Annotated in this window: 16 protein-coding genes; 8 read left to right on the top strand and 8 right to left on the bottom strand. The window is 69.9% G+C overall.

The features are described from left to right. Window positions 1-50: 50 nt before the first annotated feature. Both WME73_RS27470 and WME73_RS27465 read left to right on the top strand, forming a co-directional pair. The gene (locus WME73_RS27470) at window positions 51-443 is read left to right on the top strand and encodes a DUF4150 domain-containing protein (protein WP_012237562.1); all 393 of its coding nucleotides are present in this window, start codon (window positions 51-53) and stop codon (window positions 441-443) included. After that, on the top strand, window positions 440-2,119 hold the full coding sequence (locus WME73_RS27465; RefSeq protein WP_437911462.1) for a hypothetical protein: 1,680 nt from the start codon (window positions 440-442) through the stop codon (window positions 2,117-2,119). Before WME73_RS27470 ends, WME73_RS27465 begins: the two co-directional genes overlap by 4 nt. A 185-nt stretch (window positions 2,120-2,304) precedes the next feature. On the opposite strand, the gene WME73_RS27460 is transcribed toward WME73_RS27465, so the two are convergent. Together WME73_RS27460 and WME73_RS27455 are read right to left on the bottom strand one after the other, a co-directional pair. Next, window positions 2,305-3,009, bottom strand: coding sequence for a CTP synthase C-terminal region-related (seleno)protein (locus WME73_RS27460; RefSeq protein WP_437911461.1), 705 nt, complete (start codon window positions 3,007-3,009; stop codon window positions 2,305-2,307). A 7-nt stretch (window positions 3,010-3,016) separates the two neighbouring features. Continuing rightward, window positions 3,017-5,185, bottom strand: a complete 2,169-nt coding sequence (locus WME73_RS27455; protein ID WP_437911460.1) for a DUF6055 domain-containing protein — start codon at window positions 5,183-5,185, stop codon at window positions 3,017-3,019. A 618-nt stretch (window positions 5,186-5,803) separates the two neighbouring features. On the opposite strand from WME73_RS27455, the gene WME73_RS27450 reads away from it, so the two are divergent. Next, window positions 5,804-6,724 (top strand): transposase, encoded by a 921-nt coding sequence (locus tag WME73_RS27450; RefSeq protein WP_437911459.1) that lies wholly within the window; start codon window positions 5,804-5,806, stop codon window positions 6,722-6,724. Between the two features lie 441 nt (window positions 6,725-7,165). On the opposite strand, the gene WME73_RS27445 is transcribed toward WME73_RS27450, so the two are convergent. Then, window positions 7,166-8,470 carry a DUF6688 family protein gene (locus tag WME73_RS27445; RefSeq protein ID WP_437911458.1) on the bottom strand — a complete coding sequence of 435 codons (1,305 nt, stop codon included), beginning with the start codon at window positions 8,468-8,470 and terminating at the stop codon, window positions 7,166-7,168. Window positions 8,471-8,636: 166 nt separating this feature from the next. Between WME73_RS27445 and WME73_RS27440 the strand changes: the two genes are divergently transcribed. Then, window positions 8,637-10,019 (top strand): hypothetical protein, encoded by a 1,383-nt coding sequence (locus tag WME73_RS27440; RefSeq protein WP_437911457.1) that lies wholly within the window; start codon window positions 8,637-8,639, stop codon window positions 10,017-10,019. Window positions 10,020-10,173: 154 nt separating this feature from the next. Here the strand turns inward: WME73_RS27440 and WME73_RS27435 are convergent, their stop codons facing one another. Further along, window positions 10,174-12,156, bottom strand: coding sequence for a hypothetical protein (locus tag WME73_RS27435; protein WP_437911456.1), 1,983 nt, complete (start codon window positions 12,154-12,156; stop codon window positions 10,174-10,176). A gap of 421 nt (window positions 12,157-12,577) precedes the next feature. Between WME73_RS27435 and WME73_RS27430 the strand changes: the two genes are divergently transcribed. Further along, window positions 12,578-13,093, top strand: a complete 516-nt coding sequence (locus WME73_RS27430; protein WP_437911455.1) for a hypothetical protein — start codon at window positions 12,578-12,580, stop codon at window positions 13,091-13,093. 113 nt (window positions 13,094-13,206) lie between these two features. Here the strand turns inward: WME73_RS27430 and WME73_RS27425 are convergent, their stop codons facing one another. The 4 genes from WME73_RS27425 to WME73_RS27410 all read right to left on the bottom strand — a co-directional run bounded on the left by WME73_RS27425 (window position 13,207) and on the right by WME73_RS27410 (window position 15,115). Continuing rightward, window positions 13,207-13,587 carry a hypothetical protein gene (locus WME73_RS27425; RefSeq protein ID WP_437911454.1) on the bottom strand — a complete coding sequence of 127 codons (381 nt, stop codon included), beginning with the start codon at window positions 13,585-13,587 and terminating at the stop codon, window positions 13,207-13,209. Window positions 13,588-13,662: 75 nt separating this feature from the next. Then, window positions 13,663-14,040 carry an ATP-binding cassette domain-containing protein gene (locus WME73_RS27420; RefSeq protein WP_437911453.1) on the bottom strand — a complete coding sequence of 126 codons (378 nt, stop codon included), beginning with the start codon at window positions 14,038-14,040 and terminating at the stop codon, window positions 13,663-13,665. A 4-nt stretch (window positions 14,041-14,044) separates the two neighbouring features. Continuing rightward, complete coding sequence (locus tag WME73_RS27415; protein ID WP_437911452.1) at window positions 14,045-14,821, bottom strand: ABC transporter permease subunit; 777 nt, start codon at window positions 14,819-14,821, stop codon at window positions 14,045-14,047. Between the two features lie 129 nt (window positions 14,822-14,950). After that, window positions 14,951-15,115 carry a hypothetical protein gene (locus WME73_RS27410; protein WP_437911451.1) on the bottom strand — a complete coding sequence of 55 codons (165 nt, stop codon included), beginning with the start codon at window positions 15,113-15,115 and terminating at the stop codon, window positions 14,951-14,953. A gap of 2 nt (window positions 15,116-15,117) precedes the next feature. On the opposite strand from WME73_RS27410, the gene ssuD reads away from it, so the two are divergent. The 3 genes from ssuD (at window position 15,118) to WME73_RS27395 (ending at window position 21,237) form a co-directional block, all read left to right on the top strand. Next, window positions 15,118-16,257: an FMNH2-dependent alkanesulfonate monooxygenase gene (gene ssuD, locus WME73_RS27405; RefSeq protein ID WP_437911450.1), complete on the top strand. Its 1,140-nt coding sequence runs from the start codon at window positions 15,118-15,120 to the stop codon at window positions 16,255-16,257. Between the two features lie 688 nt (window positions 16,258-16,945). Further along, entirely contained in the window at window positions 16,946-18,547 is a 1,602-nt protein-coding gene (locus WME73_RS27400; RefSeq protein WP_437911449.1) for a hypothetical protein, read from the top strand. Between the two features lie 602 nt (window positions 18,548-19,149). Then, window positions 19,150-21,237 (top strand): hypothetical protein, encoded by a 2,088-nt coding sequence (locus WME73_RS27395; RefSeq protein ID WP_437911448.1) that lies wholly within the window; start codon window positions 19,150-19,152, stop codon window positions 21,235-21,237. Window positions 21,238-21,241: the final 4 nt, after the last annotated feature.

The following is a 21,241-nucleotide window of genomic DNA, read 5'->3' as shown; positions in this document are numbered from 1 at the left end:
GGGCGCGCCGCGCGGGGCCGCGGGCGCCAGCAACGACGAGGGGTGAAGCGATGCTCGCGAAGACGACCGCAGGGGGGATGTGCCTGGCGTTCCCGGACGTGTGCCTGACCCCGACGCCGGCCCCGGTGCCGATCCCGTACCCGAACATCTCGCTCCATCCGATGAGCGTGCTCTTCGTGCCGAACGTGCTCGTCACGTGCGCGCCGGCGCACAACATGCTGACGGTCGCGCCGCTCACGATGGGGGACAACCCGGGCGTCGCGCTCGGCGTCGCGTCCGGGATGGTGATGGGCCCGTCGCGCAACGTGACCGCGGCCTTCACTGTGATCGTCGGCTGCGCGCCCATGACGCGCCTGACGAGCATCTCGATTCAGAACAGCACGAACGCGCCGGGCATGGCCATCGTACCGAGCGTCACCACCGTCCTCGTGCTCGCGCCGTGAGGGTCGCGAGCAAGGGGTCCGCCACGGATTCAGGGACGGCGCCGGAGAAGAGCGCGCTGACCGAGGCGCTCGCGAAGCTCGACGCGGCGATGCGCAGGCCGTCGGGCAGCAGCGTCGATCCGGATCGGCGCCGCGTGGCGGCCCGGCTCGCGGATCTCGTTCGATGCGAGGACGACGAGCTCACGGCGTTCGCCAGGCGGCACCTGCCCGACCGCGCGGCGGACGAGGCGGCGCTGCGCGCCGCGCGAGAGATGCTCCTGGCGATCGGCCGCGTCCTCGGTCCGGAGGGCGAGAGCGCCGAGGCGCTGGTCGTGCTCAAGGACGCGCACGGGGCGCTCGACGAGCGGCTGGCGGAGGCGAAGCGGGCCGCGGCGCAGCGCGCGGAGGACGAGGCGGCGGCGCAGCGCGCGGCGGAGGAGGCCGCCGCGACGACCGGCGCGCCGGCGCTGGTCGAGGCGCAGGGGCCGCTGTCTCGCCTGGGCGGAGGGCTGCCCTTCGTGCCGCCGACCGCGGCGAAGCATGAAGCGGAGGAGGTCACCGCGACGACGAGCGCGCCGGCGCTGGTCGAGGCGCAGGGGCCGCTGTCTCGCCTGGGCGGGGGGCTGCCCTTCGTGCCGGCGGCAGCGCCGACGGCGGCGCCGATGCCCGCGCCGATGGCGGTGCTGGCGTCGACGGCGGTGCCTGGGCCGGCGCCGCTCGGTGTGCCTGGGCCGGCGCCGCTCGGTGTGCCTGGGCCGATCGCAGCACCCGCGCCGGCACCGATGGCAGTACCTGTGGCCGCGCCCGCACCTGTGGCCGCGCTCGCACCTGTGGCCGCGTCCGCACCTGTGGCCGCGCCCGCACCTGTGGCCGCGCCCGAGCCCGCCCCGGCGCCTGCATCCACACCCGCACCCCAATCCGTCACCCAGCCCGCGATCGTGCCTGCTCCCGCGCCTGCGTCGGTTCCTCGGACGGACCCGCCGGTGAGCGGCGCGGCGTCGAAGCCTCTGAGCAAGACGCTCCCCGATACGCCGCGGGTCATCGACTCCGCGCTGCCCTTCATCCCGGTGGCCTCCGAAGAGCGCCCTCGGCCGTCCGTCGCTCGTTTCGACTCGGCGCTGCCGTTTCAGCCCGTCGCCAGCCCCGATGGACAGCCGGTGCGCGAGCCTGGTCCGGCGCCCGCGCACCACTCCCCGGCGGTGCCGCTCCACGACGAGCGTCATTCCGTTGCGGCCACGCCGAGCGCACAGGCCACTGCGACGGCGAGCCCGTTGCCGGTCACAGCGTCGAGCGCGCAGGCGGCTGCCACGGCGAGCCCGCTGCCGGTCGCCGCGTCGAGCGCGCCGCTGGTCGCCACGCCGAGCGCGCTGCCGGCCTCCGCGTCGGGCGCGCTGCCGGCCGCCACGCCGAGTGTCCCGCCAGCCTCCACGCCGGCCCCCGCGAGCGTGAGCGACCCGCTCAGCGCGCGCCCGCCACCCTCGCTCACGCTCAACCAGTACGCCGGCCTCGTCGTCGCGTGCGAGATGTACCCCGCCTACGTGGAGAGCACGAACGCACGCTACGGGGTGCCGACCCCCGCGGCGCGCGCCGCCCTCGACGCCTTCTGGGCAGGCCGCTTTGCAGCAGATCCCGCGCTTGCCCAGCGCTGGCCCGAACTCTGCGAGGCCGCGCGCAGGTACTTCCTGCAATCGCGCTGAGCGCCGGCGCCGCACGCGCAGCGCCTCGCAGAAACACCTCGTGGAGCAGCAGGCGCACCGGAACGCTGAAGCCGGCCGAGGTTCGAGACCACAAGGCGCCGGACGCCAGGAAGAGATCCAGAGCTCGGCGTCGTTGACGCTCTGGCGGATCCTTCCTTCGTTGAACGATGTGCCGGCGCCAGCGTTCAGCCGGCGGCGCTCGAGCAGGCTCGGATGAGCTCGGCCACGAGCGGCGGCAGCCGACCGGCGAGCGCAGCGCGCTCCGGCTGGAACAGCGTGGCGACGAAGAACGGATGGCCGTCGAGCTCCACGGCGCGCACGTCGCCGGCGTCGTCCTCGGCGCCGATGCGCAGCGGGCCCGAGACCAGCGCGGCCTGGAACTCCGGGTTCAGGCCGTAGCGGCACCGATATCCTTCCGTGGCCTCAGGGCGGCCGTAGGCCCGCGCGATGCGGGTTCCGGCGTTGAAGCGGATCTTGCCGGTGGCCTCGACCAGCGAGCACGCAAGCGGCGCGATCACCGCGCGTTGCGCCTCTGGCGCTGTCTCCGCGTGCTCGGCGTCCGACCAGCCCAGCACATGGCGCGCATACTCGACGACCGCGTGCTGGAAGCCCCCGCAGGTGCCGAGGAACGGGCGCCGCTGCTCGCGGGCGAAGCGGATCGCGCGCAGCGCGCCATCCATGCTCCGGTACGGGCTCGCCGGAACGCACCACAGGGCGTCATAACGAGCCACCCGCGAGGCGTCGGCCACCTCCTCGGTCGGCACCCATTCGAATGAGAGCGGCGCGGATAGCGCCTCTTCCGCTAGCCGCAGCGCCACCGGGATGGCCCGGTGGGCCGTCACGGCGTCGTCGCGGTCACCGATGAGCCCAACATGAAGCATCGTCTGCATCGTAGCCTCAACGCCGCCAGGTGTACGGGGGTGCGGCCGTCACCTCGGTGACCGTCGAGACGCCCGCCCAGTCGTCGGGGACGAACCCGTAGAACGTGTTGCTCGATTTCGATGTGGCGACGAGCTCGACATCCCCGAGCAGCTTTGCTGTTCCGGAGACGGACTGGCGATCGCCGAACCAGCCGAGCGGGTAGAAGGTGGTCTGCACGTTCGCCGAGCCGCTCACGTTGAACCCGCGCGCCTGGATGCCCGAGCCGCGTTGCCCGACCAGGCTGAGCGCGCCGACACGGCCGCCGGAGATCACGCCGTTGACGAGGGTCGCATGATCCTCGACGCGGACGTCGCCGCTCACCTCTCCGCCGAGGATGGTCGCGTAAGGACCGACGTAGACGCTCGACGGCGTGCCCGCGGGCGCGCAGCCGCCGCCGTTCGCGTGCCTCGTCGTGCCCCGCGGACACGCGTCGAGCTGACCGTCCTGAAAGCCGGCGGGCCACGCTCCGTCGAGCTCCACCATGTATGGATAGCGATAGATCGACGGGTACGCTGGCCCGTCCGAGGGGTTCGTCCAGACCAGCTTCTGGTATTCGGTCGGCGTCGCGACCACGACCAAGTAGACGTTCTCGCCGGGGCTGACGCAGAAGTCCATCTCGCCGTCGCTCCCCCGCTGCAGGGGGCTGTAGCGCGATGTGGTCAGCTCCGGGTCCGTCGCGACGAGGCCCCAGCGCCAGCCGGAGTCGGCGCCGGCCTGCGTCACACCCCGGAACACAACGCGCACGCTGGTCGCGTCCGATTTCGGGTGCAGGCGCACGATGTTGTAACCCCAGCGCTGCGGTGCCCAGTGATACGGCGAGACGAAGCGGCGATTCTGCGCCCAGTCCGCGTCGAGCGCCTCGATCCGCGTGAGACGAAGCCGGCGATCGGTGCGGCCGTTCGACGTCATGTCGGCCTCGATCGAGCCGTATTTTCGTCGATACACGCCGGATGGATCGCCTCCGTCCGTGGGCGGAGGGTCCTTGTAGTCCCAGGTGATGTTGTGCATCGCCCACTCGCCGAACTCGTCGTTGAGCCGCTCGATGTCCCAGCCACGGCTCAGCATGAGCTTCTGCCATGGGTCCCCTTGGCCGCGCGGCGCCTCGTAGGCCCACATGTCGTTGACGGCGCTGTAGCAGTGCTTGTCCTTCAGGAACTCGAAGAACTGCCAGTTGCAATAGCGGTTCCGGGTGTTGCCGTAGTAGAGGTGCGGCATGTTCGGCAGCATGTCCGAGCAGTGCACGTTGTCCCGCCATATCTGATGCGGCATCCAGTTCGCGTGGCTCTCGAAGATCCAGCAGCCGTCGCCGCCGCAATCGGGGAACGCCTGCGTCGTCGACTGCGCGCCGTGCATGAACTCATGGGCGAGCCCCCACGGGTCGCTGGCGGCGTCGGGGCCGATCCACATCCCCATATAATTGACGCCGTTGCGGCTCCACCCGCCGCCCCAGAGCGGGAAGCTGTTGTCGAAATGGACCGCGGCCTTCCACTTGTCCGCTGATTTGCAGTACGGCTCGGGGAAGAAGATGGGGCTGCCGAAGTACGCGCTCCAGATGCTCTCGAGCGAGTCCGCCGCCTCCTCCGCCTGGCTCAGGTTGATGTCCGTCCCATCGGGCCAGTAGAAGGCGAAGTGCGCCGACTCGTGGCGCAGCGGCGCGCGCGTCTCGCCGCCGTCGCGCGGCGCCCTCCAGGTGCCTGCCGTGCAGCTGGCCCCCGTGGTCTGGCAGCTCGTCGCCCACTCCGTGCTCGTCGTGCCCTGCTCGCAGGCACCGGGGTTGCCGCCTGCAGCCCCGGTCGATCCGCCGGTTCCAGCCGCCTCGCCGGTCGATTCACCGGTGCTGCTGGTGCTGCCGGTGCTGCTGGTGCTGCTGGTGCTGCCGGTGCTGCCGGTGCTGCCGGTGCCGGCTGCGCCTGAGGTCGCCGTCGTGCCGCCGCCGGACCCCGATCCCGGAGCAGGTTCCTCCGGCGCCGGACCGCACGCAGGGAGGAGCGCGGCGACAGCGAGCGCCGAGCCGTTCACGAGAAGCTGCTGGAACAATGTGTAAGTCGCGCGACGAACGCCCGCGGGGGTGCGGAATGTGTAAGTGAAGCTCTCACGGGCTGCGTGTTTGTGTATCGCGGATGAGTCATAAGCTGGGTCGAGCATGCTGTATTCTCGTTCGGAGCGCGCTCTCCATGCAAAAGGAAACAAAGCCGGGTGAGACCCGACCCAGCCGGGGTGAGACCCGACCCAGGTTGGACCGCTCCAGATCCGACCCCATCCACATCCAGACCTGACCCAGGTTGAGACCTGACCCAGGTTGGGTGAGACCCAGGTTGGGTGAGACCCGACCCAGGTTGGACCGCTCCAGATCCGACCCCATCCACATCCAGACCTGACCCAGGTTGAGACCTGACCCAGGTTGAGACATGACCACATCCAGACCTGACCCAGGTTGAGACCTGATCCAGATTGGACCCGCAGACCCGACTCCGCAGACCCGACCCAGGTCGGAGACTCGACGCAGGTCGTCCCAAGACCCGACTTAGATTTGCTCCCAAATCTCCACCCAAATATTAACCTAGGTTGGGTTGGGTGAGGTTGGTGGAGGGGGTGGAAGGGGATGGGCGGCGATGTCTGGAGGTGGTGAATATAACATCCGAGGTGGAAGACGGCATGGCGGCCGCCACCTCTGGCGCAGTGATCGCCACCTGTGGGGCGTGGCAAGTGCTTGAAATGATTGACTACAATCTCTGGCACAGCGTTTGTTGATATGGACGGGCCATGAGCCACCCCCGCGAGATCTCGCCCGGCGCTACCTATATGATCACCCGTCGCGTCTTGCGTCGGCACCTGCTCTTGCGCCCCGACGCAGCGATCACCCAGCTCTTGGTCTACACCCTCGCGGTCTCGGCTGGTCGCTTCGGGATCGAGGTACACGCGTTCTGCGCGATGTCAACGCATTTACACCTGGTCGTGACGGACGTGAATGGCGTCTTGCCGCGCTTCTTGCAGTTCTTTCATCGCATTGTGGCGCTCGGGACCAAGGTGCTTCGCGCGTGGGAAGGACCGGTATGGGACCACGAAGCCACGAGCGTTGTGCGCCTCCTGACGCGCGCTGCTGTCGTGGAGAAGATCGCCTACGTGCTCGCGAACCCTGTGGCCGCTGGCCTCGTCCGGCATGCGCGTGAGTGGCCGGGGGCGAACGTCGACGTGAGAGAGCTCGGCTGCGGCGTGCTGCGTGCGGCGCGTCCTGTGGCGTATCTTGACCCGGAAAATCCACAGTGGCCCGAGGAAGTGATGCTGCCTCTCGCGGTGCCACCGGCGGTCGAGCAGGACGGCATCGATGACTTTCGGCACTTGGTCGCCGCCGCGCTCAAGGAACAGGAGGCGCAGGCCCATGCGGCGCTGCAGCGGCAAGGGCGTCGCTTCCTTGGTGCTGAGCGAGTCAGCAAGATCTCCCCGTACGAGCGCGTCACGAGCTTCGAGGCGCTGGGTGAACGCAATCCGACCTTTGCGGTTGGCCGCGAGCAGGGGGATGTACGGCGAATCGCTGGTGCTGCGGTGCGGGCGTTTCGTGCGTCGTACCGCGCGGCGCTTGAACGGTGGCGCGCCGGGGTACGCGGTGTGGTGTTCCCGGCGGGAACCTGGTGGATGCGCACGTTCCACGGCGCCAGCGTGACGGACCTCAGACTCGTGGTGTAGATACCGCGTGGCGCCGTTCTCAGCGATGCGAAAAGCGCGGGAGCGGGTTCGACGCGTTGTTGTCGTGTTGTGGAGAACGTCCGTCTGGAGAAGGCGGAGCGTTTGTCTGGCGCTGCGCGTACGCCTAAGAATAGGGTATGCCGGGTCGAGTGCGTATGCGGCGATTGGAACGGTGACTTTAGATAGGCTCTGACTGACAGAGCGGGACGGTTATGGGCCGATAGGTGATGCGAAGTGATTGAATCAACCCGGGGCAACCCATAGATTGGGGGTGCGCAGATCCGGTGACCGACAACCCGGGTCGAGTTTCCTCTTGCGTATGCTTTCGTGCGATGGCTCAACCCGGGTGGGTCGTGCGATGGTTCGATGGCTCAACCTGCGGCGATGGCTCAACCTGGGTCGGCCGGGTGCGGCCGGGTGGGTCGAGCCGCTGGGCCGCTTTCACCTGTACATACGGTCGATCCGCTCTTCGGGGGCGCGTGGGTCGAGTAGCAGGAGCGTCAGGTAGAACGCCCACTCCAGCGGCTTCATCGCGAGATAGATGACATCGGCGGCCCAAGCGGCGCCGATGTATCGGCTCACGGGGAGCCCCATCCGGTCGTAGAGCTGGCGCGCCGCGCGGCCGAAGCGCGGCCAGCGCTCGTGCAGCAGATCCTCGAAGGCGTTGGCGATGGCGAGCTGGCGATTGACGAGGATTGGCGTGCCGCCCCGCCGTCCGAGCCGGATCGGGCGCACAAGCCAGGCGTGGCCGCGCGCAGCGACGGTGCACAAGTAGTGGCAATCGCCGGGCAGCTTCACGATCGGGAGCTGCGACAGCGTGTACCCGCACGTGCGGGTGAAGACCTGGAGGGCGGCTGCCGGATGTCCCAGCCAGGCCGCGTGCAGGACGGCGTGAACCCCGAGCAGCAGCGGGGTAGCCGCGAGGGCGCGCCACAACGTGGGTCGGTGAATCGCGGGCGGCGGCGGGAGCGGGACTTGCGGCGGCCCCGCGCGATAGGCGGGATCGCCAGCGGCCAACGGAGCGGGCGCGCTGGCCTCGACGCCCCGCCTCAAGAGGCGAGCGCGCAGCTCGGCGGAATAGAAGACGACAGTGAACACCGGCGCGACGCACGGCAGGAGCAGCGGCGGCACGAGCAGGCCGGCCGCGACCCAGGGGCCGAAGTGCACCGCCAGCAGGACGTGGAGCGCAATTCCGACGAGCAGCGCTGCATGGACGGCGAGCTCTGCAGGGCCAGGCAGCGCTTCCTGCCGGCGCCGTGACACGACATAGGCGAGCGCGGTGAGGGCGTGCAACGCGATCAAGCCGTGGACTTCCGGCTCGGCGAGCGGCCGGAACGCCGTGGTGCCGACGTCGCATGCGGGGACAGCGCACGTCCCGGGGGCATCGTGGCTGTATGCCATGCCCCAGGCGGGCAGGAGGAGCAGCGTGAGCACCTCGGCCGCCACCTGGAAGGGGGCGCGCCCCCGGCGCCGTATCGCGCGGTATGTCCATACTGTCAGACCGATCCAACCGGCCAGCCCGAGCGCTCCAGCGACGAAGATCGCGGCATCGAGTCGGACCAGCTGGCCCGCGCCGAAGAGCAGCGCCGCGAGCGCCGGAACGCCGTAGCCGGTGGCCACCAACGCGGCGAGGGCGCCGTCTGTCAGCGAGAAGGGCTGCTCGGGCGGCGACTGCTGCTGCTCGGACGGTGGTTGCTGCTGCTCGGGCGGTGACTGCTGCTGCTCGGGCGGTGACTGCTGCGGCATGCGTCCACCATGTTAACGGCTCCAGTCCCAGGAGATCCATCCTGCGAGGTGGAGCGCGCGAGCTTCACGAGCCGCGTCGCGCGCTGGAGCGTGAGCCGTGCTGGCTGCTCGCGCAGGGAACCCCTGTCGCGTCGAACGGATGCTGATAGGATCCATGGGCTCTGGCATGAGCCCGGACCGAAAGCGCCGTCTGCGCCCTGCAATCTCTGCCGAAGGGCGGCCGCTCCGGCGGCGGGCGCACGCGATCGTCGAAGAGCTCCTCACGTCGGCCATGAGCGACGAGGAGCGGGTGAGGCTCGCGCGCATCGTGCTCAGGTCCGGCTCCCGCGAGGCGATCAACCGGCTCTTCCAGTACTTCCAGCGACGCCAGGCCGAGACCCGGTGGGGACAAGACAACCCCCTGCACGAGATCGCCGGGGCGATGCGCGTCCAGGCGATCAAGGCGCTCAGGGGCCCGCCCGGGCAACACAGCAGGAATCACAGGAGCGCGCTCCTCGTCCTGTGGGTAGCCGGTCGCCCAGGCGATGCTCCGCTCCTCGTGTCGCTCCTGGCAGCGCAGGACCCGGACGGCCTGGATAGCGACATCTTGCCGGTGCTCCAGCACGTCATTTCGGGCTACGAACCCAGCGATCCCCACGTCATCGCCTCGATCGAGCGGTTCATCGAGCGGTCGGCGTCGCTGCGGGACCTCCACGCCGCGTCGCTCGTCCTCCGCGATTACCGCGTCCCCGAGGCCGAGTCGGCGCTCCAGCGTGCCCTCGCCGCTCCGGATCCGTGGCGGCGCGCCCCCGTGATGGCGGCCCTCGTCGTCAGGAATCCGGGGCAGCACAGGCGCGCCGGTGAGGCGTTGCTGGCCGCGCTGAAGCTGGAAGCGCGGGCGGCGGAGGCCTGGGACAAGGATTCGGTCCGGAGGGCGCTCGCCGAGGCGCTCGATCGGGCCAAGGAAGCGCCCGAGTCCGGGGAGGAGGCCACACTTCCCCCGGTTCCCGAGGCGAGGATCCAGGAGCTCGACCGCGTGCCCGACGAGGACTGCGCTGCGTTCCTCGACAGGCTTGGACGGGAGTTCTCCCTGGATCAGGCGCTCCTGCTCCCGCGCCTCCAGACCGCGTCTCTCGCCCGGAAAAAGGCGCTGCTCCGCGCCCTCGGGGCCGTGGCGACCGGCGGAACCCCGTTCTTCCATGCGGTGTGGCCTTTCACCTCCGATCCCGACGAGGAGATCGCGGCGCTGGCCATCGCCGCGTGCGGGGCCACGCGCTCGGATCAGGCGAAGATGCGGCTGACGGCGAGGCTCAGGGGCGCGATCGCGAGGGACGACGCTGCCGCCGCAAGGCCGCTCCTGACCGGCCTGCGCGGCTGTCTCTACGACGGCGCGGTGTGGAGCGCGGCGCTGTCCCTGTCGTGTGAGATCGCCCGGAGGCTGGCGATCGAAGCGATCGAGCACGCCGCCGTCCTGCGCGGGCCGGCGATCGAGCTGCTGAGCGAGGCTGCGAGGCGCGAGAGCAACGAGGAGCTTCGTCGGCGGATGGTCCGGCTTCTCCGGGACCGCTGACCCAGGCGACGGCGGCGGGGGCGTCTACGGCTATCCCATCGCCGTGACGTGGTTGGGTCCCGCCGCGACGCCGTGACGTGGTTGGGTCCCGCGACGGCCCAGGGCCCGTGACGTGGTTGGGTCCTGCGACGCGAGGGACCGCGCGGACGCGGCGCTAGCGCCCCGCAGGGTCGAGCCGGCGCCCCTCGGTCGGAGGCGTCGGCCCGGTGGGCGTCCCCAGCACGAGCTCGCCGCCGTGGGTCAGCACGTACCAGCGCGCATCCCGCGGCTCGGGCGGCGAGGGCCGCAGCCTTCCCTTGACGTCCGGCGCAGGATTTGGACGCACGCGGAATCGCACCTGCCCGTCCCGCATCTCCATCAGCGTCAGGTCCTGGGAGACCTCCACGTCGCGCGCCAGGGTGAGCGCCGGCTGCCCTGGGCGATCCAGCGTCACATCGAGGCGTCTGCCGGCCGAGGTCGCGGGCGAGCTCGCGAGGAGCGCCGCGCCGCCGGGAGCGGGAAGCGCCGCGACGCCGTCCGGCGCCGTGATCCGGCGCCACGCTTGCGGTGCGCCGAGCGGCAGCGGACTTCGCACGAGCGCTTGCAGCGGCTCGCGCTGCCGGGCGCTTGCGGGCGGCGTCGGCTCGAGCAGGAGCAGCGTGCCATCCGGCGCCGCGGCGATCCACTTGAGGGCCTCGGCCGGGGTCGCCTGGCTGCCCTCCGCGTGCCATGCACCTTGCGCGCCCCGCACGAAGAGGGTCGCGCCCCCGCTGCCTCCGCGGCAGATCAGCACGCCGATGCCCGCCGCGTTGTGCAGCGCGACCGGCTGCGGGCACCCCTCGGGCGCCGCGACGGGCGTCACGGTGCTCGCGATGTGGTCGACGACCGCGAACGTCGGTGGCCGCGTGAGGTGCGCGGCGCAGGCGCTGCCGGGCGGTCGCGCGCTCGTCGGTCCGCAGATCCCGTCGCCGAACGTCGCGATCCGTGTGCGCGTCGGCTGTGGCCGCGGCGTGGCGCTTTCGAGCAGGCAGAGCGCGCCTCCGCACGAGACGCCAGCCGCGCCCATGAGCCCGATACCGCCCACGACGCCCCCGTCGTCGCTTTTGCAAGGCGGCTCCCGCCCGACCGCGATGTCGCCGCGCCGGGGCGGCTCGGGCGCTGGCGGGGCGACGGACGAGCGGAACGAGCCGGCCTCGATGGCGCGGATCGCGGGGGAGAGGTGCAGCGCGATGCCCAACGTGGGTCGGGTGTAAAGGCCAGCAGCGGCCCTGGTCCACGCCCGGCCGTCGCGGCTCAGCACGGCGGGGCAGCTCGCATTGCCGTTCCAGATCCAGGATCCTGCGCGCTCGATCGATCGCGGCTGGAACGCGGAGCGCTTCCAGGTCTGCCCGCGATCCAGCGAGAGGAACGTGTCGGGCGCCGCCGGCTGCTGGCCGCGCGCCGGCGCCTCGACCACGGCCGCGAGCACGCCGTCGGGTCGCACGAGCACCGCGCGCACCGTCTTGCCGGGCGCGACCACGGCCGAGGTGAAGCTGCGGCCCTCGTCGGCGGAGACGCTGACGCGCTCTCCTGCCGCGGCCGCGATGAGGGTGCCGGCGGCGTCCCAGGCCGTCGCGCCAGGCACGCTGCTACGCGGTACGAAGCCTTCCGGCCTCAGCGCATCGAGGACGCCGGCAGCGCGGTGGAGCACGCCCTCCGGTGTGGCCCCATAGAGCGTGTCGATCTGCGGGCCGGCGACGCCAACCCAGGTGAAGCGAGCGGGCAGCTTCAGGGGGCCAACGACGCCGAGCTTCTGCTCGACCGCGAAGGCTCCGCCCGCGGGGTCGGCACCGCCTCCCTTCGCAGCGAAGATCGCGACGCGCTCGCCGAGGGCGATCTCGGTGTGCTCGCGGAACGGGTCCCGACCGGCCTTCGCCCGCTCCTGCTCGCCGAGGGGCGGCTCGACCCAGGTTGCCGGCGGGATCGCGGCGATCGGCAACGTCAGCGGGGCCGATGGATCCACGGCCGGCGCGTCCGCGGCGCTCGCGGGCGCTTCCAGCGGGGCGGGCGGGATGGCGACCGAAGCCGGCGCGAGCGCCGCGGGGGCCGACCCGGCGGCGGGACCACACGAAGCGACGAGAAGCGGGAGGGGGAGGAGCGCGAGCCGCGAAGCCATCATGCAGGGAGGATCTCCTGGTCCCCCTTACCAGGCTCTCCGACGAGGATCACCAGGCGGCGCGCTCGGGGGCGCCGCGCTGGCCATCGCCTCGGCCATCTGCTGACATGGACTCGTGCGCACGTCGCGAACGCCGAGCCCCGCGAGCCAATGCGGCAAACGAGCTGCAGGCGACGCCCGCTCCTCGCCAAGGCGCGCAGACGTTCGGCGCGCAGGCGACGTGACGGGCGCGTGGGCTCCACGGACCGCGGTGGAGCGAAGGCGCTTTGCCATCCTGGTCGCGGCAGCGTGCGTCGCGGCGTGCACGCCACAGCGCTCGTCCGGAGCGCCTGCCCAGACATCGAACCCCATCCAATCGTCGAGCTCCGCCCCGCACCCATACGCGACGCCGCCGTCAGCGCCCGAGCCGAGCGCGACCGCCGATGTGTCGTCGTGCACGCCGCACGACCGACCCACGAAGCTGTACTGGACGGAGGGGTGTTGCACGCCGGTCGTCGCCAAGGACGTGGTCGCGTGCCTCTCGGAGGCTGAGCGCGCGGCCGTCGGTCATGTGTCGGCCGAGCTCGTGAGCCACTGCGAGTCGGCCGAGCTGCCGACCGACGACGCGAGAGGTCACCTGGACTGCCCGTATACCTCGGCCCTGGGCTTTGGCTATCAGTGCGAGGACAAACACCGGGAGCTCCTGCGCCGCTGGTTCCAGGAAGACATGCCGAGCAGGTGTTCGCAGAAGCCGGCTACAGCCTATCAGCAGGAGGTCCTTGTCGAGCTCACGTTCGCTACCGTGGGCACGCGCACGACCGTCGACTACACGGCTGCCGGCACGACGGGGCCTGGCGGCAAGTCCTGGGGTTGGACCGAGACGCTCGTGTTCGAGTCCCGGGGAGCCGATCGGATGAAGCTCGTGCGCCGAACGACCAAGGGAAACCGGCCGAAGGCATAACGACCTTTCGCACCTTTGTGCAAAGCGCAAAGGAACATCGCTGCGCCTCGCTCGGTGACTACCCGAACGTCGTGCGATGGATCGAGCGTGTGGCGCCTGAGCGAGGCATCCAGTCAATGGCGAGCTACCTCGAGGCCGGTGGGGGCCAAGAGGGTCACGGGATGCCTGGAAACGTCCTCGCGCGAGGCGCGCCGTGACAGCCCTCCTTCTTCCGGCGATCTCCTGAAGATCGCGTCGAGGAGCACGCCGGCGAGGCGGCCGACCTCCGGGATCTCCCTGGCACGGGGGCGCGGCAGATCCACCGCGACGCTCTCCACGATGCGCCCCTCGTCGAACACCAGCACGCGATCTCCGAGCAGGACCGCCTCCTCCACGTCGTGCGTCACCAGGATGGCCGTGAAGCGGCGCTGCGCCCACAGCGACTCGACTAGGCGTTGCGCCCCAATCCGCGTCAGGGCGTCGAGCGCGCCGAACGGCTCGTCGAGCAGCAGCACCTTCGGGTCGTGGACGCGCGCGCGCGAGGGCGACCCGCTGCCGCTGACCTCCCGAGAGCACGCCCGGGTAGTCGTTCAGCCGATCTCCGAGCCCGACCCGGTCGAGCACGTCGCGCGCGCGTCGCGCCCTCTCGGCCCGCCGATGCACGTGTTCTCCAGCACCGTGCGCCAGGGCAGCAGCCGGGGCTCCTGGAAGACGACCCGCACGGCCTCGCGCGCCGCGACCTCCCTCGAGGCCAGGACGCGCGCCGTACCGCGCGTCGGCTGCTCGAGGCCACACAGGACGCGGAGCAGCGTGCTCTTGCCCGAGCCGCTCCGCCCGACGATCGTCACGAACTCGCCAGGGTGGATGTCGAGCTCGATGCCCGAGAGCGCGAGCCGGTCGCCGTACCGCTTGTCGACCTGCTCCAGCACGACGCGCGCGCCGGTGGTGTGATCGCCCGAACCGCTCATTCGCTCACCTCGCCTCGAGCCGCTGCAGCGGCGGCTGCCACGGCAGGAGCCGCCGCTCGATCCACCGCGCGAGGGCGTCGGCCAGCTTGCCGAGGATGGCCCAGAGCACGATCGTGAGCACCAGGAGATCCATCTGCATGAACTCGCGGGCGTTCATCGCGACATAGCCCAGGCCCTGGCTCGCGCCGAGCGTCTCCGCGACGATGAGCACGAGCCACGAGAGCCCGAGCGCGAAGCGCAGACCCACGAGGATCGAGGGGAGCGCGCCCGGGAAGATGACCTCGCGGTAGAGCGCGAACCCGCGCACGTCGTAGACCTGCGCCATCTCGATGAGCTGCGGATCCACGCTGCGCATGCCGTGGAACGTGTTCAGGTAGACGGGGAACAGCACCGTGATCGCGACGATGAAGAGCTTCGCGGTCTCGCCGAGCCCGAACCACAGGATCACGAGCGGCACGAGCGCCAGCGCGGGGATCGCCCGGAGCATCTGCAGCGGCCCGTCGATGACAAGCTGCAGCGGGCGCGAGAGCCCCGTGCCGAGGCCGAGCGCGAGCCCGACGGCCGCGCCGACGACGAGCCCGCCGGCCGCCCGCAGCGCGCTCACGCCGAGGTGCGCGGGCAGCTCGCCGCTCCTCGTGGCGTTCGAGGCGGCCACGAGCACCTCGACGGGCGACGGCAGCAGGCTCTTCGGGATGATCTGCAGCCGCGACAGGACCTCCCAGAGGATCACGAGGGCCAGCGGGGCCAGCCAGGGCGCGATGCGGACGCCCAACCCGCGCATCGCCTCGAGCAGCGGAGGACCGGCTTGAAACTCGACCCACTCGGCGCGGGCGTTCCTCGCCTCGAGCGCCTTCGTCAGGGCCTCCGCGCGCTCCTTGAGGAGAAACAGCGTGCCGATCTTGCTGCTTCATCAGCAGTCGATCAGCAGCTGGTGTTGCTGGGGCAGCAGCGGCGTCGCGGCGGCCTGCCCGGCGAGGTTCCTTGGCGCCGCGGGCTCCAGCGCGCGGCGGCGCGCGGTGCGGATCGTGCTCTCGCGCGCCTGACCCGGCGACTCACGGGCGAGGAGCTTCTCCATCGATGAACGTCTTCTGGTTTCTCCCGACGCACGGGGACGGCCGCTACCTTGGCACCGCCGAGGGCGCGCGCCCCGTCACGCTCCCTTATCTTCGTCAGATCGCGCAGGCCGCCGACGACCTCGGCTATCACGGCGTGCTGGTCCCCACCGGGCGGTCGTGCGAGGACGCCTGGGCGGTCGCGTCGGCCATGATCCCGCTGACGCAGCGGCTTCGCTTCCTCGTCGCCGTGCGGCCGGGTGTCGTCTCGCCCACGTGGGCCGCCCGCATGGCGTCCACGGTCGATCGCCTGTCGGACGGCCGCCTGCTCGTCAACGTCGTGACCGGCGGCGATCCTGCGGAGTCCGAGGGGGACGGCGTCTTCCTGAAGCACGACGAGCGCTACATCGTCACGGACGAGTTCCTCGGCATCTGGCGGCGCGTCATGGCCGGCGAGACGGTCGACTTCACGGGGCAGCACCTGCGCGTGAAGGGCGCGAAGATCCTCTTTCCGCCGCTCCAGGCGCCGCACCCGCCGCTCTACTTCGGGGGGTCGTCGCCCGCGGCGCACGCGCTCGCGGCGCGCCACGTCGACGTTTATCTGACCTGGGGAGAGCCTCCGGCCGCCGTGGCCGAGAAGATCGCGGACGTGCGCCGCCGCGCGGCCGCGGAGCAGCGCGCGGTGCGCTTCGGGATCCGCCTGCACGTCATCGTCCGCGAGACGGCCGAGGCGGCGTGGGCCGCCGCGAACGACCTGATCCGGCACCTCGACGACAGCACCATCGCAGCGGCGCAGCAGGCCTTCGGGCGCCTCGACTCCGAGGGGCAACGGCGCATGGCGGCGCTGCACAAGGGGCGGCGCGACGCCCTCGAGGTGAGCCCGAACCTCTGGGCCGGCGTCGGCCTCGTGCGCGGCGGCGCCGGGACGGCGCTCGTGGGCGACGCGGAGACGGTCGCGCGCCGCATGAAGGAGTACGCGGAGCTCGGGATCGAGACGTTCATCCTGTCGGGGTACCCGCACATCGAAGAGGCCTATCGGGTCGCCGAGCTGCTCTTCCCGCGGCTCCCCGTCGAGCGGAAGGCCGCGGGCATCCGCCCGAACCTCACGGGGCCGTTCGGCGAGATCATCGCCAACGACATCGTCCCGCACCGATCACAGAGCTGAGGCGGAAGGCCCCGCGCCGAGACGATCACCTCGTCAGATAGGCCTCCCAGGTTCCAGGCTCGGGAGCGCCCGGTCGATCCAGCTCGTGGCCCCCTCGCGCCGCCGGTGTCGGGTTCACTGCCGACGCCCTCGTCGTCCTCGCCGGAGCGTGCCCCCAGGCCATACCAGGAGGGTTTCTGGATGCTGAGCTTGAACACCGGGTGGGCGCCGATGAAGCTGCGCGTGGACCTCCGGTAGATCGCCCGGACCACCTCGGCGGCGATCAGATCGGGCTCGTCGACCAGGATCTCGGCTGCCAGGTGGGAGACGATGGGCGCGGCAAAAATCGATGTCACGAAAATTTTCCATGATAGCGGTTCGGGACGGAGCTGCGGTGCCCCTTGTGCGGCGGATTCGTCCCGGAATCGATGAAGACGTTACGATTTGATGAAGGGCGACCGGGCCTGGCCGCATCCAGTGAGCAGGAGAGGGTGCAATGAACCTGGCCCACGCAGGGCCCGCGGCTGGGGCTTGACGTCTCCGAAGCGACTGGACTTTCCCCCGGGCCCGCTCCCTTCGAAGGCGGCCTGGCGGATCGTCACGTCGTGAGCCCCGAGCCTGCGCGTGGGTTCGAGGTCTGGAGTCCGTGATTCCAGACACGCTCGCGTCCGCTGTTGTCACGCGCTTTTTCCGACATCACAGAGGCACAATGCGCAACGTTTTGTCCACCCATCGCAGCGGGTTTCTTGTTCTCTGCCTCGCGCTCTCCGCCTGCGGCGCTGCGACGGAGGAGGGTGAGGCGGAGGAGGTCGAGTCGATCTCCTCCGTCCAGCAGCCGGCTATCGTCGGCGGCTTCAAGGTCGCGGCGATCTTCATTCGATTCAAGAACAGCCCGGCTCCGACCTACACCATCAATGACGTGCGGGACCGCCTCTTCAACAACCCGGATTCGGCCAACAACTTCTTTACTGAAGCCTCCTACGGGAAGATGAACCTGACCGGCCACATCAACCCCGACGGGGACTATTACGGCTGGTACACGATCAACGCGGAGATGCCCACGATCTGCGATCTCGGCCTGCACATGGCGCTGGGCAGGGAAGCGGCCGCGAACCTCGGGGGCTACGTGGAGGCCGACTACGATAACACGATGCACTTTTTCAACGGGTTTCCGTCGAGCTGTTCCGGAGCTTATTCCGCGGGCTCCCACACGTGGTTTCCCAGTCCCACCAACGCTGGCACGTATGCGCACGAGCTGGGGCACAGCATGGGCCTGGGCCACGCCAATGTGCTGAATTGCGCCGACAGCGCTGGCAACTGGGCGCCGATGAGCACGAGCTGCGCGCAGCCCAATCTGCCTTGGTGCGCCAACTCCGGCCAGCTCAACGCGGGGAACACGAGCTGTTACCAAGATATGGGAGACTCGTTCAGCCCGGTGGGTGGGGGGTACATGCACTACAGTGCTCCGGAGAAGGCGCTGTTCGGCTGGTTCGATCCGGAGAACACGGCGACCGTGAGCGCGAGCGGGACCTCCATCGTCAGCGTCAAGCCGATCGAGGTCATCTCGACGGGCGTGCAGCGGCTCGTCATCCCCATCCCCGGCGGGGACGAGACGTACCAGGTCGAATATCGTCAGCCGATCGGCTTCGACCAATATCGTCAGTCCACCCCCGATAGGGTCGACGGGTTCACGGCAAACGCGCCGGTCGCTCGCGGGATCCTCGTGCACCGAGGCCCGCTGGAGGGGAGCCCGACGGGCATCGTCAACATGACGCCCTCGTGGCCGATCATCGACTTCGCTCATCTTCAGGCAGACGCCTCGCGCGAGGCGCTCCCCTGGGGTCATACGTTCGTGGATCGCGACGCGAACCTGGCCATCTCGTTGCTCGGGGTCTCGCCGTCCGAGGCGACGGTCAAGGTGACCCGCGGCACGGTGGCCGAGCCGATCCCCGCGTGCGCCGACGCGCCCAGCCACTGGTACTTGAAGTGCGTTGCGACCGGCTCGACCCTTTGGAATGCAGCGACCGAGCTCGCGGCGGCCGGTGATGACCTTGAGCTCACGTACCAGGTCAGCCAGACGGTCGCGAACATGAATGGTGGAGACGTCTGCGTGCTCGTCCAGACGCACACCGCCGGGCAGTCGGATCCGTGCACGCAATACTGGGTGCCGGCCGGCGGCACGCAGGCGTCGGGCGAGACGAAGACCATCTCGCCCAACCAGGCCTCGTTCCGCATCACGTATCCTGCGGCCGGGAGCTACAAGGCGTCTCTCAGCGCCAAGGGCGCGCTCACCGTCACGCCCGCTCCCTGATCGCGGGCGCCCCGAGCCCGATCTCCCCTGCGCGGATGTTAAGTAAATTGCAGGGCGCGATCCATAAAAAATCGACGTGATCGCCACAGATCGCCTGAAGGATGGACTCGCTCACCTGCATTCAGGGAGTGTGCAGCGCTCCTCGATGACGATGACCTAGCGCACGGCGCCCGTCGGCCTGGTTTGCCCATCCGCGCCGGCGCGGCGCCGTGCGCTGGCGTTATCCTTTTTGTGAGATGAGCGCTGAACAAGGCGGCTTCGCGGCGACGACCCACGAAACAGGATGGATCGAAAATGTTGTTGTGCTTGCCGTGGGTGTAAATTGTATTAACATGCCGATCGCGCTCGGTTCTGGCTCATCGCCCGAGAGACCGGCGCGCGCAGGCGGTCGCAGGAACGTCAGCTCGATGAGTCGTTGATGCCATGCTGTCATGACGGCGCGGGCAGCGACGACGCGCGCTCAGAGATGGGCGTGCGCGCTTGATCTGCTCATCAAGCAGGGCGCGGCGTTCTCCCGCGCTCGCCTGGACTCCGTCTCTCTTCGTCCGCGAGCGTCCCCCGAGGGGCGTGGCTCGTCGCCGTGATCGTTTCCAGGAGGTATCATGTTGTCCAAGCATTCGAGTTCGAGGTTTTCGGCGCGCTCATGGTCTGGTCTCGGCTCCGCCCGCGCGTGGCGGACGACGCGAAACGCCGCGCTGGCCACGCTCGCGCTCCTTCCCGCTGCGTGCTCGGACTTCGGGCCGGCGGACGGCGGGCTGGCAGGGCCCGGCGAGCTGGGCGAGCTCGCGGCGAGCGAGACCGCCGAGGCCGCCCAGCAGCTCACGCTGCCGTTCCCGATCGATCCGCGGAAGTCGCTCATCGTCACGGACGTCGACATTGTGTCCAGCTTCTCGCTGCATCTGGTACTGCAGCGGCTGATCAACCAGTCGGGCGTCACGGGCCTGACGCCCCTCGCGCTGTTCCGTCAGTTCATGGACACCCACCGGACAGCCGCGACCGGGATCTTCCCCGTCGTCCCGCACTGCGATGATGTGCCGGCCAACACCGCCGATATCTACCCCCCGGGCTCCACGGCCCCGGGCGAGCAACCCACCGGCTCGATCAACGGGTGGCCGGTCCTCTGCCCGCGCGCTGTGGGGGACGAAGCCGCGAGCGATCCTTTCGCGGATCCGAACGCCGACAGCGCGTACATGGCCACGACCCTCTCGAACCGCTTCGACCTCGCCCCGTCGGACGGCTCCAATTGCGGGGAGTACCGGATCGTCTTCGCGAGGCGCAGCGGCAGCCCCGCGACGAACGGCTTCCAGCGGAACTTCATCATCTTCGAGGGCCGGCTGCCCAACCCGAACCCGAGCCTCGGCCGGCAAGCTTGCCTCCCGGTCGTCGAGTTTTGGCTGAACCAGTCGGATCCCGCGAAGAGCGTGACGACGCGCAGGAACGAGCTCCTGAGCTTCTACTTCCTAGGCCTGCCCGGGTTCGGGTTCGAGCCCGTCTTCCACATCGACCATTACGGCCACGCTGCGGGGCCCGACCGCGGCCAGATCCGAACCAACGAGTTCCTGCTCGGCGCGACGCCGGTGGTGGACGCCTGGTCGCTCCGTGAGTTCAGGCTCATCCACGGCACGAGCGGCAGCCCTTCGCTGAAGATCGTCCCGTCCTTCGTCAAGGACAACCCGGCCGCGAGGCTCTTCTCGCCCGCCGCATCGAGCGACCAGCGGGTCTCGGACTTCCAGGGCGAAACCTTTCCAGAAGCGGTGGAGCGGCTCGCGGCTGCCGACGATATCAACCGCTTCGCGTATCCGTCGGCTCTGCCCGATGAGAGCAACGCGGGCGAGAGCCTGATGATGCCCCTCCAGAACAACTACTTGAACGCGCTCGGCACCGGGACGTCGACCCTGAAGAGCAGTATCGAGGCGAAGCTCACCGCCATGGGCAGCACGCTCACGCCGGACCAGATCGTCGGGCGCGCGCAGACCCTCGCTTGCTCGGGGTGCCACGAGCCGGCGGACAGCAATGGCGCCCCGTCGAGCAACTTCGATGTCGGCCTGTCCACTCCGTTCCCCAACACGCTGGGCTTCACCCACACCTCCGAGCTGAAGGAGCCTGTCGACTCGAGCAACCCGAGCGGTCCGCAGCGCTTCATGATCTCGCCGGCCCTCATCAACGTGTTCCTCCCGTTCCGCCAGCAGGTGATGACCGAGTACCTGCTCAACAACCCGATCCTCGGGTTCGAGACGCCGGGCGCGTGGACCTCGCCGCAGTTCCCGCTCCCGCTCCCGCTCCACACGGGCCGGGTGAGGGAGGGCATCTCGTCGCTGGAGATCCGGAACTCGGTCTGGGTCAACGAGATCATCAGCCCGAGCTTCAGCACCTCGGGCCTCACGCCGGTTGGGGACAAGATCAAGCTCGATCTCTTCATGCCCGCCGTGCCGGCGGACGGACTCGCCCGCTACCTCCACGTGCTGATCGAGATCCCGTCCGCCGGCATCTCCCCCCCGCAGGCGGTCGGGACTCGCTCGCTCGACACCCTCGCCCGGGGCGCGTTCAACACCGTCGCGTTCCCGCAGCTCCCGGCGAGCATCCTGAGCGCGCTCAACGCAGGGCCGAGCGACGTGAAGCTGACGTTCAAACTCACCGTGCCCCCCAACTCCGGTCCCTACTACATGGACAACGTTCGATTCGAGAACTGATCCG

Origin of the sequence: Sorangium sp. So ce302 (assembly GCF_051530145.1) — a bacterium.
Taxonomy (GTDB): domain Bacteria; phylum Myxococcota_A; class Polyangia; order Polyangiales; family Polyangiaceae; genus Sorangium; species Sorangium cellulosum_B.
The sequence above is the reverse complement of the archived record's forward strand: the minus strand, read 5'-3'. Positions and strand labels throughout refer to the sequence as shown.